This is a genomic window from Streptomyces odontotermitis, from assembly GCF_050510915.1.
Lineage (GTDB): Bacteria > Actinomycetota > Actinomycetes > Streptomycetales > Streptomycetaceae > Streptomyces.
In genome coordinates, this window is sequence record NZ_JBNJLS010000009.1 from 215,658 (window position 1) to 230,423 (window position 14,766).

Sequence of the window (14,766 nt, forward strand, 5' to 3'; positions counted from 1 at the left end):
CGGCTCAGGTGTGGGCGAGTTCGGCGATGGCGGCGGCTGCCCGGGAGCAGTTGTCTCGGTCCTGGAAGGCGAAGAACTCCTGGGCGCGGCGGGTGTACTCGGGCTCGCGCACGCAGCCGTTCTCCAGGTAGCGGACGAGCTCGTCGACCACCTCGTCGACCGTGGCGCACACGGGTCCGAAGCCGTCCCTGCGCGCGTCGAACCAGCCCTTGCGGTAGTGGCCCGCCCCGTACTCGTCGGGGTCGAACTGGGCGTGCACCAGCGGCGTGCCGAGGTAGGCGACGTCGAAGGCGGTGGACGACCAGTCGGTGACGAACAGGTCGCAGCGGCGCAGCGCGTCCTGCACCCCGGTCTCGCGCTGGTCGAGCAGGACCACGCGGTCGTCGGCGGGCAGCACGTCGCGGGCGGTGTCCCGCATCTCGTAGTGCGGCAGGAACTCCAGGACGTAGTCGTGCAGGCGCAGCGCCGCGCGCAGCCGCGCGTCGTGCAGGAGGCGGATGAGGAACTCCCGGTACGTGGAGGAGGCGAAGCTCTCCCGGGCGGCCGCCGCCGACGCGGCGCGCTCCCCGGGCCGCTGGTAGGAGGGCGCGGTCAGATAGGCGCGCCAGGTCGGCATGAACAGGACCGTCCGGTGGCCCGGCTCGCGGCGCAGCGCGTCGAAGCGCGGGAAGCCGAGGACCTTCACCTCGTCCCGGTAGGCGAGGTGCTCGCTCAGATAGCGGGCCTCGCGGTCGCCGGCCGCGAGCACCAGGTCGAGGCCGGTGCGGTTGCGGTGCAGGCCGCGGCTGACGTCCTTGTCGGTGACCCCGTGCTGCAGGAACACCCGCCGTGCCCCCACCCGCCAGTTGAGGTGTTTCAGGTACGAGGTGCGGTCCCAGCCGTCGGGGAGCATGTAGGCGTCGATGTCGTACGCGTTGACGAGGACCGTGGCGTGCAGCATCAGGAGCTTGTGCTTCCAGGAGCTGTGCGCGACGACGTGCCCGAGCCCCTTGAGGCGGGCCCGGTCGGGGCTGTCCGCGCGGATCACGTAGTAGGCGCCGCGGCGGCGCTCGACGGCGCGGACGTGCCGGAACAGGTGCCAGCTGTTGTCCTGCGCGGTGTCGGGCCGCTCGCCGAACAGCCAGATGTCGCGGCGCGCGAACAGCGGCAGCGTGGCGAGGCGGACGAGGCGGGCCCGCCAGAAGGAGCGGCGTCGCACGGCCTGCTTGGCGTCCTTGGCGAGCAGCATGCGCCAGGACCGCAGCCGCCGGGGCAGCGTGCCCTCGGCGACCGTCACGAGGACCGCCCGGTTGCCGCCGCGCCAGTGCGGCAGGACCCGGGTGCGGCCGTCGGACAGGGCGCGGGCGCCGCGCAGGAATCCGGCGTCCACCCGGCACTCGGCGCTCACCCGGCCGCCGTGGCCGCCGTCCGCCTGGCCGCCGTCGAGGTCGAGCACGAGCCGCACGTCGTGGGCGCCGGGGCGCAGCGCGTCGAGGGGCACGCGTGCCGTGAAGCCCGCCCACTCCAGGTCGGCGCGGCGCGCGGCGAGGTCACGGCGGCGCACCTGGCGGGCGGGCACGGTGAGGCGGCAGCCCCGTACGCGTACGGACAGGCGGCCCGGCAGCTCGGCGGTGACGGGGAGGCCGGGCAGCTCGAAGCGGCCCGCGAGCTCGATGTCGCCGGTGCCCTTGACCCGCCGTACGCACTCCAAGTGGGCTTCCAGAGCGGAGAGTTCGGCGAGCGGGCGCAGCGCCTCCGGCATCTCGCGGACGGTCTGGAGGTAGAGGCGGCCGCCCTCGGCGCGCGGGCCGCACAGGGCCGCCTGCGGGTCGGCGAAGAGCGTGAAGTCGCCGGCGAGGAAGGCGAGATAGGCCACGCGGTGCCTACTGTCGGCGGTGCTCGCCACGATCGTCGCCGGGTCCACGCCCGCGTACACCGCCCGGCAGCGCGCGAAGAGCTCGCGCAGCTCCGCCTCGCCGAAGAGGCCGGGCGCGCGCAGCGCGAAGCCCTGGTAGCTGCGGACCAGGAAGCGGTCGAGGACCTCCTGCCGGTGGGCGGGCAGCCGCGGCCGCATGCGCCGCAGATACTCCTCCAGGGCCAGGTGGTCGTGGTAGTTGCGCGGGCGCGTCCACAGGGAGTCCATCGTGGAGTCGGCGGCGGCGCGCTTGCGGTAGCGGTAGACGCAGGCGTCGACGAGGGTGAGACGGTCGGCGAGGAGCAGCGCGGGCACCGCGAAGTACGCGTCCTCGAAGTGGGTGTCCTCGGCGAAGGCGATGCGGTGGGCGCGGACGTGGTCGAGGGCGAAGAGCTTGTTGCAGGCGCTCGCGCTGTGCACCAGCTCGGGCAGCTCGGCGAGGTCGGTGACGGTGCGGTCGCCGTGCCCGAAGTACGCGCGCCAGGCCCAGTTGGTCCTCTTCGGGAACGTCTCCATGGCGCCGACGACGACCTGCGCCCGCGTCTCGACGGCCGCCTTCCACATCCGCTCGACCGCCCCCGGCGGCAGCACGTCGTCGGCGTCGCAGAAGGTCACGTAGGGGGCGGTGGCCCGCTCCAGGCCCGCGTTGCGCGCCGCGCCCGCACCGCCGCCGCGCCGGTAGAGGACCTCGACGTTCGCGCGGGACGCGGCGAACTCCTGGCAGATCTTGTACGAGCGGTCCCGGCTGCCGTTGTCGACCAGGAACACCTGGATGCGGCCGAACATCGTCTGCGCCGCGAGCGAGTCCAGGCACTCCTGGAGGTACGGCTCGACGTCGTGCACGGGCACGACGAGCGTCACCCGGTAAGGGGACGGCCCGGCGGCGGAGAGGGGCACGGACATGGGCTGTGTCACTTCTCGAACGAGCTGGGGACGGGGAAGTAGCCCTCGAGGAACTGCCGCAGCATCGCCGTCTGCTGCTCCCGGCGCGCGCGTCCTGCCCCGGACTCCGTGCCGGTGTCGTTCAGGCAGAAGACGTCCTTGTCGCGGCGGGCGAGCATGCTGGTGAGCCGCCGCGGGGTGTTGCGGTGCGCCAGGTCGGCGTAGGCGTAGTCGAGTTCGCCCGGGACGCAGTGGCCCGCGAAGTAGCCGTAGTACTGGTGCAGGGACGAGGTCACCGAGACGTCGCCGGGGTGGCGGAAGCGGTGGCTCGCGGTCTCGGCGTGCGCGCCCGGGTAGCGGTCCTCCAGCTCCTGCAGGACGCTGCGGCGCAGCGGGTGCGGGGTGTGCTTCATCTTCTGGGTGAGGACCCGGCCGAAGGACTCGGCGATCAGCTGCCGGTTGTTCTTGCCCGCGGCGACCACCGGGGAGTCCGCGACGCTCGGGGTGCCCATGTCGACCAGCGAGGGCGAGCGGAAGAACTTGGCGACGCCGTTGGCGTGGAAGAAGGTCTGCGGGGTCAGCGCCGCGCCCAGGAACACGTCGTCGTTCATGTAGAGGAAGTGCTCGCTGAGGCCCGGTATGCGGTGCAGCTGGCTCTCGATGGCGTGCGAGTTGAAGGTCGGCAGACAGCCGGGGTCGCCGAAGATCTCGGTGTGGTCGACGACGGTGACCCGCGGGTTCGACAGGTCGAGCCAGTCGGGCACCTGGCGGTCGGTGACCAGGAACACCCGGCGCACCCAGGGCGCGTACATGTCGAGGGAGCGCAGCGAGTAGCGCAGCTCGTCGCGGTTCTCGTAGCGGGCGTCGCTGGCGGCGTGCGCGTTGACCTCGCGCGCGCCCGAGACCTGCGCGAGCGTCGCGTCCCTGCGCGCCCGCCACTGGGCGTCGTCGCCGTCGACCCAGGTGTAGACGACGTCGATGGGGAAGAGCACGTCGTCGACGAAGTACGCGGCGAACTGGGCGCGCGTCGGCTCCTGCGGCAGCACGGGCCGGTGCACCGAGGCGAGCGGGCAGAACAGCTCGCCGGGCACGATGACGGTGGCGTCGTGGCGGGGCAGGCGCTGGGTGACGGTGTTGCGGCGGGGCGCGGCCAGCTCGTCGCGGCGCACCTCCCAGAACTCGATCTCGCAGCCGAACGCGTCGCCGAAGACCGGTCCGCCCCGGCTCGTGGTGACGTACCAGACGAGGCGCACCACCCCGGCGTCCCGGAACCGCTTGGCGGACGCCGCGCGCCCCAGGGGCAGCAACGGCCGTGCCGAGCCGGTGAGTTCGTCGATGACGCGGGCGTAGCCGGGCAGCTTGCGGGCCAGCTCGGCGAGGGCCTTCAGGACCCGGCCGCGGTGCTCGGCGGAGACGCCGAGGACGGTGCGGGACGGCGAGGAGCCGCGGACGGTGAAGAACTCGACGCCCGCGGCGCCGAGCGCGCGCCGGGCGAGGTCGCCGTTGTACTGCCGTACGGAAAGGGGCGTGGCCGCCGGGTCGACGCGCGCCACCCGGACCTGCCCGGCGGCGCGCACCGCGGTCCAGGTGCCCCGGGCCCAGCGCCGCTCGCGCAGCCCCAGGAGCGCGCGGCAGGCGGCCTCGCGGCCGACCCCGGAGCGGACGGCGGCCATGCGCAGCAGCATGCGGTTGCGGGTCTCGGGCTGTACGGCCGCCGCGATGAACCGGCGCAGCGCCACGGGGGCGACGCGACGGTACGTCCGCACCAGACGGGAACCCTCTGCCCGGGTCACCACGCTCATGGTCGATGGCTGCGTCACCGTCACGGCCTGCGCACTGCCTTCCCCGTCCGTGCCTCTGCTTTTAAGAATTCGATGAGAAGCCTAAACCGGCGATTTCATGATCACTGAGGACTTTTGGACAGATAGTCGGGACTTTCGTCCCAGAACGCATTGCGCCGCGACACCGTCGAATTGAACGGGGAGTCGTATGACTTCCCTTGATCACGTTCCTGGAGCCCTCACGACTTCAGGTACACGAAAAGCGGAAAGCAGAAGACAGAAACCCATGGCCAGGAAACCCCGCGGACGGAAGATCCGCCGAGTCGTGTGCTGGACGCTCGCCGGAATCATCGTCGTAGGCGGCGGCCTCGGCTTCGTCGCGTACCAGCACCTCAACGGCAACCTCAGCAGCGTCGACATCGACGCGGCGCTCGGCAAGGACCGCCCCGCCGACACCGACAACGGCTCGCAGGACATCCTCGTCCTCGGCTCCGACTCCCGCTCCGGCGACAACAAGGGCCTGGCCGGCGGCGACACCGGCGGCACCGCCCGCTCGGACACCGCCATGGTGGTCCACCTGCCCGCGGGGCGCGCCAAGGCGACCGCGGTGAGCATCCCCCGCGACACCCTCGTGACCCGGCCGCAGTGCACCACGGACTCCGGCAAGCAGCTGCCCGAGGCCCAGCGCGTGATGTTCAACTCCGTTTACACCAGCGGCGGTCCGGCCTGTGTCGTGAAGACAGTCGAGTCCATGACGGGCATCCGCATGGACCACTACGTGGAGATCGACTTCGCCGGGTTCAAGGACCTGGTGGACGCGCTCGGCGGCGTGACCATCACCACGGACAAGCCCATCAACGACAAGGACAGCGGGCTGCACCTGGACGCCGGCACGCACAAGCTGAACGGCACCGAGTCCCTCGCCTTCGTGCGCACCCGGCACGGCATCGGCGACGGCAGCGACCTCGGCCGCATCGGGCTCCAGCAGAAGTTCATGCTGGCGGCGCTCTCCGAGATCAAGCAGCAGGGCATGCTCAGCAACCCGGCCAAGCTCTACAAGATCGCCAACGCCGCGACGAAGGCGCTGACCACCGACTCCGGTCTCGGCTCGCTCACCGACCTCGCGGACTTCGCCCGCAGCCTCAACAAGCTCGACCCGAGCACCATGCAGACGCTGATGCTCCCGGTCGAGTACGACAAGAAGGACCCGAACCGCGTGGTGGCCGCACAGCCGCAGGCGACGGAGCTGTGGAACGCCCTGCGGGCGGACCAGCCGGTGCCGGAGGCGGCGCGCAAGTCCCCTGCGCGCGGCGGGAGTTCGTAACCCGCGCGGCGGGAGTTCCTACCTCGCGCGGCGGGAGTCCGTCACTCGCGCGGCGGGAGTCCGTCACACCCTCCGAGCCGGAACGGCGTCAGACCCGGGCCCACGCCGCGAGCGCGAGCCCGGGTTCCGCCTTCTGGCGGGCCACCCGCAGCGTCCCGTCCGTGCCGATCGCCGCCATCACCACGCGGCCGCGGCCGTCGAGCGCCAACGCCGGGGAACCCAGGCAGGGTTCACCGGTCGCGGTCCACCACACGCCCGCCTCCTCGTCCTCCGTCGGGTACGCGGCGATGACCGGGCGTCCGGCGAGGGTGCGGTGGGCGAGGACGGTGCAGTCGTGCCCCTCGATCTTCGTCCGCAGGGCCGAGCCCGGGTTGTCGTCGGGGGTGGAGCCGAGCTCCGTCGGACCGTCGTCGCCGGGGCGGTGGGCGAGGACGCCGGTGCCGATGATGTCGCCCGCGAAGTACGTGATGCGGTCGGGCGCCGTCTCCAGGGCGGTGACGCACCCGGCCGCCGGGGTCATGGCCATGTCGTCCGCGCGCCGGAACGCGCCGCCCGGCTCCTCCTGGGCCCAGCGCAGCATGCCGTTGCGGGCGGGCGCCACGAGCTCGACGCGGCCCGTCGAGGTGGCCACGGCGGTGAGCCCGTCGAGGCACTGGCTGCCCTTGAGGTCGGTCCACGCCTCCCACTTGCCGCCCTTGCCCTCACGGCGCATCCGGACGCTGCCGACCGCGTCGCGCACGAAGACGTGCACGGAGCCCGCTCCGTCCACGGCGGCGCAGGGCACGCCGAGGGAGGGCGCCCGGTCCAGGCGCTTGGTGTGGGGGTTGCCGAGCGAGCGCCAGTCCATGAGGGGGCGGCCGGTCTGGTACTGGACGTTGTGCACGAGGTCCACGGTCTTCGCGCCCTCCCCGTCGACCCGCTCCCGCCTCCCGAGGAAGTGCACGTATCCGTCGGCTCCTTGGGCCAGCGTGAGATACGTGATGTCGGGCGCCGCGAAGAAGTCGGGGCCGCTCCACTCGGGGCCGCCCCTCCGCGTCTCGGTCCAGCGGAGCAGCCCGCCGGGGGTGCGGGCGTACGCGGTGAGCCTGCCGTCCTTGCCCCGCAGCAGCCAGCGGCCGGTGGCGGGGGCGCCGGTCGCGAGGCGGTCGGAGGTGTGGGGACGACCGGGAGGCGGGGTCCTCCGCTCGGGCTTACGGGCGGACCTCGGCGGCATGGCTCGGCGTCACCCTTTCTTCGTGGGGGTACGAGGTCCGTGCGCGTACGGGACTCTTCTCCGTACGGGACCGCTTTGCTTCGGCTTATTAGTCTACGTTTGCCGCAAACCGGAACCGACCAGGGCTCTGTGCCAGGCTTGCCCCCATGAACCCCCTGTCCCCCTTGCCCGACGCCCTGCCCACTCTGCTCGTCGTGGACGCCGCCAATGTCATGGGCTCCGTCCCGGACGGCTGGTGGCGGGACCGGCGGGCGGCGGCGGAGCGGGTGCGCGACGCGCTGGTGCCGTACGCGACGGAGGGGGTGCCGGGCCACCCCGGTCCCCTGTCCATTGTCCTGGTGGTCGAGGGCCGGGCGCGGGGTGTGGAGGCGGTCGACGGTGTCCGGGTGGACGAGGCGGCGGGGAGTGGGGATGACCGGATCGTGGAGCTGGCCGGGGAGGCGGGGGCGGCGCCCCGGGCGTGTGTCGTGGTGACGGCGGACCGTGAACTGCGGCGGCGGGTGGGTGAGTTGGGGGCGGAGTGTGTGGGGCCGCGGACGGTTTATGGCTGACGGTTGAGCCTCCGGCGGTTCTTTCCCCAGTCCCGCCCCTTCCCGAATCAGCCGACTCCGTCGGCCCTGAGGCACCCGATATCGCCCTAAGGGCTCGTCCTCAAACGCCGGACGGGCTGAGTGTGCTCGGCCTCGGCGGGGGTATTTCAGCCCGTCCGGCGTTTGAGGACGAGGCGCGTTCAGCGCCGATAGGGGGTCTAGCGGCGCAGCCCCAGGAGGCCCGCCCAGGGCGACGGAGTCGCGGATTCGGGAAGGGGCGGGGTTGGGGAAAAAGCCCCGCAGGGCCCCCTACCCCACCCTCCGGTACACCACCGCCCCCTCCACCCTCCCCACCGGCTCATACCCCTCCCGCAGCACCCGCCCGAGCGACGCCACCCGCCCAGGCGCGAACGGCTTGCCCCGAGAGTCGTCGACGATCACCACCGGCGCCCGCCGGGCCAGCTCCGCGCGGAACACCGGCCACGCCCCCGGCACCCCGTACCGCTCCCCCACCTGCGGCCCGTTCCGCCCCCCGCTGTAGTTCGTGAGCAGCCCCGCCGTGAGGAAGCGGCTCGCGGGCGCCCGGTCCGCGAGCCAGTAAGCCTCCGGGTGCATCCCCCAGAACAGCACCCGCTCGTCCGGCGCCGTCCGCGCCCGCACCACCTCCGCGAGCCGCTCCGCGTGCGCGAGCTCGGGGCGCGGTGCCAGCACCCCCCACGCCACGAAGAGCCCGCACGCCACCACCGACGCCAGGACCGCCGTCACGGTCCGCTCCCACGGCAGGATCTGCAGCGCCGCGGCGCCCAACAGGGCGAGCGGCGGCATGAGTTGAAGGTAGTAGTGGCCGAAGAAGTGGAAGCCGAGCAGGACCGCGGCGGCGGACGCGGCCAGCCACAGCCACAGGTCGGCGGAGCCCGTCCGGGCGACCCGCAGGACCCGTACGACCGGCGGCAGGATCCCCGCGCAGGCCGCGGCCAGGAGCGCCGCGTTGGCCAACCCCCGCCACAGCACGTGGAGTTCGGAGCCGGTGAAGGAGGCGTACGCGCCGGACCCGGTCACCGTCCAGAAGAGAAAGCCGGACGGGTCCGTGGCGAGAGCAGCGGCAAGGACGGGGCCGCAGACCCCAACCCCCAGTCTCAGAACGTCACTTCGGCGCACGGCCCCACGCTCTCCCTGCTCCCCGCACCTCCCGCGCCCGCCACGCTCCCCGCGCGCCCCGCACCACAGCGCCCAGACCACCGGCAGCAGCACCGCACCCCCCGTCTGCTTCGCCAGGAACGCACCCGCCACCGCGACCCCCGCCGCCCCCCAACGGCGCCGGTCCGCGCACCACATGGCGGCCGCCGTGCAGGGCAGCATGAACACCTCGAACCCGGCGGCCTGCGCGTCCTCGGGGTTGAGGCCCACCGACACCAGGAGGTAGAGGACGCCCGCCGTGCGGCCCGCGTCGTCGCCCCAGCGGCGCCTGGCGAGCGCGGCGAGGAGCACGGCGGTGAGCAGCTGCGCCGCGACCGCGAGCACCTTCAGGGGCAGCAGCGTCGCGTCCCCGAAGAGCGCGAAGGCCCCCTCGTACAGCCAGGGCACGAGCGGTGGCTTGCGGTCGACGACCGTCTCGTAGAGCGCGCCGCCGTCCGCCAACATCCGCGCCTGGACGGCGAGATAGCCCTCGTCGGGGTTCCACAGCGGGCGCAGGAAGGAGGGGATCCTCGTCACGCAGGCGAGCGCGGCGAGGACCGGCAGCAGCCGCGGCCAGTAGCGCGCGGGGGCCGGCGCACCGGGCACGTACTCCGTGCGCGGGCCCGGCACCCGGAACGGGTCCCTGGCCCGCGTCTCGCTTACCGAGCGTGGTGACTGGGTGGGCGGGGCGTGCATACCGTGCACGCTATCCGGCCCCGCAGTCCCCTACAGAGCGGGACATACGGGGCCGGAAGATCAAGTCAGCGGTTACGGAAAGCTACTCGGCGAACTCCTCGGCGGCGCCGCGCTGCAGCCTGCTGTGCGACCGCCCGTACACGAAGTAGAGGACCACCCCGAGGACCATCCAGACTCCGAACCGGAGCCACGTCTCGGCGGGCAGGTTCAGCATCAGCCAGAGCGAGGCGAGGACGGAGAGGATCGGCACGTACGGCACCAGCGGGGTGCGGAAGGAGCGCGGCAGGTCGGGGCGCTGCTTGCGCAGGATGATGACGCCGAGCGCGACCACGACGAAGGCGAACAGGGTGCCGATGTTGACGAGTTCGGCGAGCTCGTCGATGGAGGTGAAGCCCGCGACGACGGCCACGATCACGCCGAGCAGGACCGTCGAGCGGTACGGGGTGCCGAACGTGGGGTGGACCTTGGAGAAGCCCTTGGGAAGCAGCCCGTCGCGGCTCATCGCGAAGAACACCCGGGTCTGGCCGAGGAGCAGGATCATGCAGACCGAGGTGAGGCCGACGGCCGCGCCGAAGCTGATGAGGCCCGCCCAGAAGGGGTGCCCGACGGCCTTGAAGGCGTCGGCGAGCGGGGCGTCCGTGGAGAGTTCGCTGTACTTCTGCATGCCGGTCACGACGAGCGAGACGGCGACGTAGAGGACCGTGCAGACGAAGAGCGAGCCGAGGATGCCGCGCGGCACGTCGCGCTGCGGGTTGTGGGTCTCCTCGGCCGCCGTGGCGACGATGTCGAAGCCGATGAAGGCGAAGAAGACGACGGCCGCCGCGGTGAAGATGCCCATCACGCCGAAGTGCGAGGGCGTGAAGCCGAACATGAGCTGCACGAGCGGCGCGGTCAGGGTGTTGCTGTCGGCGCCCGCGGACTGCGACGGCGGGATGAACGGGTCGTAGTTGGAGCCCGTGATGTACAGGGCGCCGACGATGATCACGAGCAGCACGACGGTGACCTTCACGGCCACGATGACGTTCGTGACGCGCGAGGAGAGCTTCATCCCGGCGACGAGGATGGCCGTGAGGACCAGGACGAGGACGCAGGCCAGCAGGTCGAAGCCGAACTTCCCGTCGTGGGTGCCGCTCAGCGCCTGCGGCATGTGGAAGCCCGCCGTCTCCAGGAGCGAGCGCAGATAGCCGGACCAGCCGACCGCGACCACCGCGCAGCCGAGCGCCAGCTCCAGGATCAGGTCCCAGCCGATGATCCAGGCCGGGAACTCCCCCAGGGACGCGTACGAGAACGTGTACGCGGACCCGGCCACCGGCACCGTCGAGGCGAACTCGGCGTAGCAGAGGGCCGCGAGCGCGCACACGAGGCCCGCGACGACGAAGGAGAGCGCGACGGCCGGGCCCGCGGACTCCTTGGCGATCTTGCCGGTCAGAACGAAGATCCCGGTGCCGATGATGACGCCGACGCCGAAGACCGTGAGATCGAGGGCGGACAGCGACTTCTTGAGCGCGTGCTCCGGCTCCTCGGTATCCCTGATGGACTGCTCGACGCTCTTCGTCCGGAAGAGGGTGCTGCTCACGGGCGTACCTCCCACGCTGGTTCGTCCTCGACATGATCGAGAGGACGAGTACCCGGCATGCCCCGGCACGGACCTATTCACGCGGATGGGCCGGTCCGACCACCCGTACAGGGTGCGCGGACCGGCCCATCGGCCGGGCGGGTTGACCTCGGCGTCGACCTGTCGGCCTCAGTCGCGGGCGGGCTCCACCGAGTCCACCGCGGCCGCCGTGGACCGTTCGGAGGGGGTCCCCCCGCTCGAACGAAGTTGAGAGTGGGGGAGGCCGTCGAGCTTGGCGACCAGGCCGGTCACCTGGCGGGCGACGTCCGGGGCGGTCAGGCCGATCTCGGTCATGACCTCCTTGCGCGAGGCGTGGTCGAGGAAGCGCGGCGGGATGCCGAAGTCGCGCAGCGGCACATCGACGCCCGCGTCCCGCAGTGCCTGGGCGACGGCCGAACCGACGCCGCCCGCACGGGAGTTGTCCTCGACGGTGACCACGACGCGGTGCTGCTCGGCGAGCGGCGCCATCGCCTCGTCGACCGGCTTGACCCAGCGCGGGTCGACGACGGTCGTGGAGATGCCCTGCTTGTCGAGCAGGTCCGCGATCTCCAGGCACATGGGCGCGAGCGCGCCGACGGAGACGAGCAGGACGTCCGGCTTGGTGGTGTCGGGCCTGCGCAGCACGTCCATGCCGCCGACGGTGCCCACGGCCTTGACCGCCGGGCCGACGGCGCCCTTGGAGTAGCGGACCACGGTCGGGGCGTCGTCGACCTCGACGGCCTCGCGCAGCTGCAGGCGGACCTGGTCGGCGTCGCGCGGGGCGGCGATGCGCAGCGTGGGCACGCACTGGAGGATCGACATGTCCCACATGCCGTTGTGCGAGGCGCCGTCCGTGCCGGTGACGCCCGCCCGGTCCAGGACGAAGGTGACGCCGCACTTGTGCAGCGCCACGTCCATCAGGAGCTGGTCGAAGGCGCGGTTGAGGAACGTCGCGTACACGGCGAAGACCGGGTGCAGGCCGCCGGTGGCGAGCCCGGCCGCGCTGACCGCGCCGTGCTGCTCGGCGATGCCGACGTCGTAGACCCGGTCGGGGAACTCCTCGGCGAACCTCTTCAGGCCGACGGGCTGCAGCATCGCGGCGGTGATCGCGACGATGTCCTCGCGCTCGTGGCCGAGCTTGACCATCTCCTCGCCGAAGACGGACGTCCAGTCCATGCCGCCCGCGGCGATCGGCAGGCCGGTGTCGGGGTGGATGGGGCCGATGCCGTGGAAGTGGTCGGCCTCGTCCTCCTCGGCGGGCTGGTAGCCGCGGCCCTTCTCGGTGAGGCAGTGCACGATGACGGGGCCGCCGAAGCGCTTGGCGCGCTGCAGGGCGGACTCCAGGGCCTCGATGTCGTGGCCGTCGATCGGGCCGACGTACTTCAGGCCGAGGTCCTCGAACATGCCCTGCGGGGCGATGAAGTCCTTGAGGCCCTTCTTGGCGCCGTGCAGCGTCTCGTAGAGCGGCTTCCCGACGACGGGGGTGCGCTCCAGGAGGTCCTTGCCGCGCGCCAGGAACCGCTCGTAGCCGTCCGTGGTGCGGAGCGTCGCCAGGTGGTTCGCGAGTCCGCCGATGGTGGGGGCGTAGGAGCGCTCGTTGTCGTTGACGACGATGACGAGCGGGCGGTCCTTGGCGGCCGCGATGTTGTTCAGCGCCTCCCAGGCCATGCCGCCGGTCAGCGCGCCGTCGCCGATGACGGCGACGACGTGGTCGTCCTTGCGGCGCACCTCATTGGCCTTGGCGAGGCCGTCGGCCCAGCCCAGGACGGTGGAGGCGTGCGAGTTCTCGATCACGTCGTGGTCGGACTCGGCGCGCGAGGGGTAGCCGGAGATGCCGCCCTTGTTGCGCAGCTTGCCGAAGTCCTGGCGGCCGGTGAGCAGCTTGTGGACGTACGCCTGGTGGCCGGTGTCCCAGAGCACCCGGTCCTTGGGGGACTCGAAGACGCGGTGCAGGGCGATGGTGAGCTCGACCACGCCGAGGTTGGGGCCGAGGTGGCCGCCGGTCTTGGAGACTGCGTCGACGAGGAAGGTGCGGATCTCGCCCGCCAGCTGGTTCAGCTGCTCCGGGGTGAACCGGTCCAGATCGCGCGGTCCCGTGATGCGGGTCAGCAGCGGCACCCGTGCCTCCTTGCAGTAGAGCTGAGTAGAGCTGCGCCAGCCTCGCTGAGAACTGGCTGCGTGCTGTTCGAGCATTGCCGGGTCTGTCGAGTCTAATGTTCCGCCGTTGACGGCCGCGTCCGGGCCGGGGGATCCACGTCACACGATCGGCGGTACCTCGGCGGTACGCAGAGAACCGCCCGGCACCGTCGGGGGAACGGTGCCGGGCGGCAGATGAGGGGCAGAAGGCCAGGTCAGGCCCGGCCTGCCGCCTTCTGGCTCTTACGGGAGACGGAGTCGAGGACCACCGCGGCCAGCAGCACCGCACCGGTGATCATCGACTGGACCGCCTTGCTGGAGCTGCCCTCCATGTAGAGGCCCGTCATGATCGACTGGATCACGAGGATGCCGAGGAGCGCGGACCAGGGGGTGCCGCGCCCGCCGAAGAGGCTGGTGCCGCCGATGACCGCGGCCGCGATGACCAGCATCAGGGTGTCGCCGCCGCCGAGGTTGGAGTCGGCGACGCCGGACTGGGAGGCGATGAAGAGGCCGCCGAGACCGCCGAGGAAGCCGGAGATCGTGAAGACGCTGATCCGGATCCAGACGACGTTGATGCCCGCGCGGCGGGCCGCCTCGACACCGCCGCCGACCGCGAAGACCTGGCGGCCGTAGTTGGTGCGGCGCAGCACGAAGCTGGCCAGGACCACGACACCGACGAAGACGGTCAGGCCGAGCGGCAGCCCGTCCTGCTGGTTGAGCGTCCAGGCCGCGGCGAACGCGAGGATCGCCACCACGGCGGTGCGCAGGGCCAGCTCGCTGATCGGGCGGTGCGGCAGGTCCACGGCCTTGCGGCGGGAGTGCTCGCGCCACTGCGAGAAGGCGTACCCGGCGACGGCGACCGTCGCGAGGCCGTACGCGGCGGCGATGTCGCTGAAGTAGTAGTTGTTCAGCTTGTAGACGATGCCGTCGGAGATGTTGTTGAGGCTCAGGGTGTTGCCGAGCACCTGCAGCTGGAGTCCGCTCCAGCCGAGGAAGCCTGCCAGTGTCACGACGAAGGCGGGCACGCCGACCCGGGCGAAGAAGAAGCCCTGGATGGAGCCGATGACGGCGGCGGCGGCCAGGCCGATGAGCACGGCGAGGCCCTCGTTCATGCCCTGCTTGATGGCGAGGACCGAGGTGACGGCGGAGGTGAGGCCCGCGATCGAGCCGACCGAGAGGTCGATCTCGCCGAGCAGCAGCACGAAGACGATGCCGGTGGCGATGAGGCCGGGGCCGACGATGTACTGGGCGATGTTGCTGAGGTTGGCGGGGTCGAGGAAGCGGCCCGTGGTGATCTCGAAGATCGTCCAGATCACGATCAGTCCGGTGACCACGGGTATGGACCCGAGCTCGCCGCCCTTGATCTTCCGCTTGAACTCGGTGAGGTAGCCGGCGAAGCCCTGCTCGCGCACGAGCAGGCGCGGGTCGACGGCGGGGATGGCGTCGGCGGCCGCGGCCCCGGCCTCCACGGTCGTGGCGGGCTCGGCGTCCTTCGTGGACTCCTTCGACACGTTCGCGGATCCCTTGGAGGTGTTCACGG

General features: G+C 71.9%; 9 protein-coding genes. 2 read left to right on the forward strand and 7 right to left on the reverse strand.

Annotated elements, in window-relative coordinates; genetic code table 11:
- Positions 1–4 precede the first annotated feature (4 nt).
- Complete coding sequence (locus tag ACQB60_RS25470) at positions 5–2,797, reverse strand: CDP-glycerol:glycerophosphate glycerophosphotransferase (protein WP_496928439.1); 2,793 nt, start codon at positions 2,795–2,797, stop codon at positions 5–7.
- A gap of 8 nt (positions 2,798–2,805) precedes the next feature.
- Positions 2,806–4,578, reverse strand: a complete 1,773-nt coding sequence (locus ACQB60_RS25475; protein ID WP_496928440.1) for a stealth family protein — start codon at positions 4,576–4,578, stop codon at positions 2,806–2,808.
- A 187-nt stretch (positions 4,579–4,765) separates the two neighbouring features.
- On the opposite strand from ACQB60_RS25475, the gene ACQB60_RS25480 reads away from it, so the two are divergent.
- Positions 4,766–5,881: an LCP family protein gene (locus tag ACQB60_RS25480; RefSeq protein WP_496928441.1), complete on the forward strand. Its 1,116-nt coding sequence runs from the start codon at positions 4,766–4,768 to the stop codon at positions 5,879–5,881.
- An 88-nt stretch (positions 5,882–5,969) separates the two neighbouring features.
- Here the strand turns inward: ACQB60_RS25480 and ACQB60_RS25485 are convergent, their stop codons facing one another.
- Complete coding sequence (locus tag ACQB60_RS25485; protein WP_496928442.1) at positions 5,970–7,094, reverse strand: PLL family lectin; 1,125 nt, start codon at positions 7,092–7,094, stop codon at positions 5,970–5,972.
- A gap of 146 nt (positions 7,095–7,240) precedes the next feature.
- On the opposite strand from ACQB60_RS25485, the gene ACQB60_RS25490 reads away from it, so the two are divergent.
- On the forward strand, positions 7,241–7,645 hold the full coding sequence (locus tag ACQB60_RS25490) for an NYN domain-containing protein (RefSeq protein ID WP_496928443.1): 405 nt from the start codon (positions 7,241–7,243) through the stop codon (positions 7,643–7,645).
- Positions 7,646–7,933: 288 nt separating this feature from the next.
- Here ACQB60_RS25490 and ACQB60_RS25495 read toward each other — a convergent pair whose 3' ends face one another.
- The 4 genes from ACQB60_RS25495 to ACQB60_RS25510 form a co-directional block, all read right to left on the reverse strand.
- The gene (locus tag ACQB60_RS25495; protein ID WP_496928444.1) at positions 7,934–9,496 is read right to left on the reverse strand and encodes an ArnT family glycosyltransferase; all 1,563 of its coding nucleotides are present in this window, start codon (positions 9,494–9,496) and stop codon (positions 7,934–7,936) included.
- A gap of 82 nt (positions 9,497–9,578) precedes the next feature.
- A complete protein-coding gene (locus ACQB60_RS25500; RefSeq protein ID WP_496928445.1) occupies positions 9,579–11,072 on the reverse strand; it encodes an amino acid permease in 1,494 nt (497 codons plus the stop codon).
- A 168-nt stretch (positions 11,073–11,240) separates the two neighbouring features.
- The gene (gene dxs, locus ACQB60_RS25505) at positions 11,241–13,208 is read right to left on the reverse strand and encodes a 1-deoxy-D-xylulose-5-phosphate synthase (RefSeq protein ID WP_496928446.1); all 1,968 of its coding nucleotides are present in this window, start codon (positions 13,206–13,208) and stop codon (positions 11,241–11,243) included.
- A 233-nt stretch (positions 13,209–13,441) separates the two neighbouring features.
- Positions 13,442–14,737 (reverse strand): sugar ABC transporter permease, encoded by a 1,296-nt coding sequence (locus ACQB60_RS25510; protein ID WP_496928507.1) that lies wholly within the window; start codon positions 14,735–14,737, stop codon positions 13,442–13,444.
- Positions 14,738–14,766 lie beyond the last annotated feature (29 nt).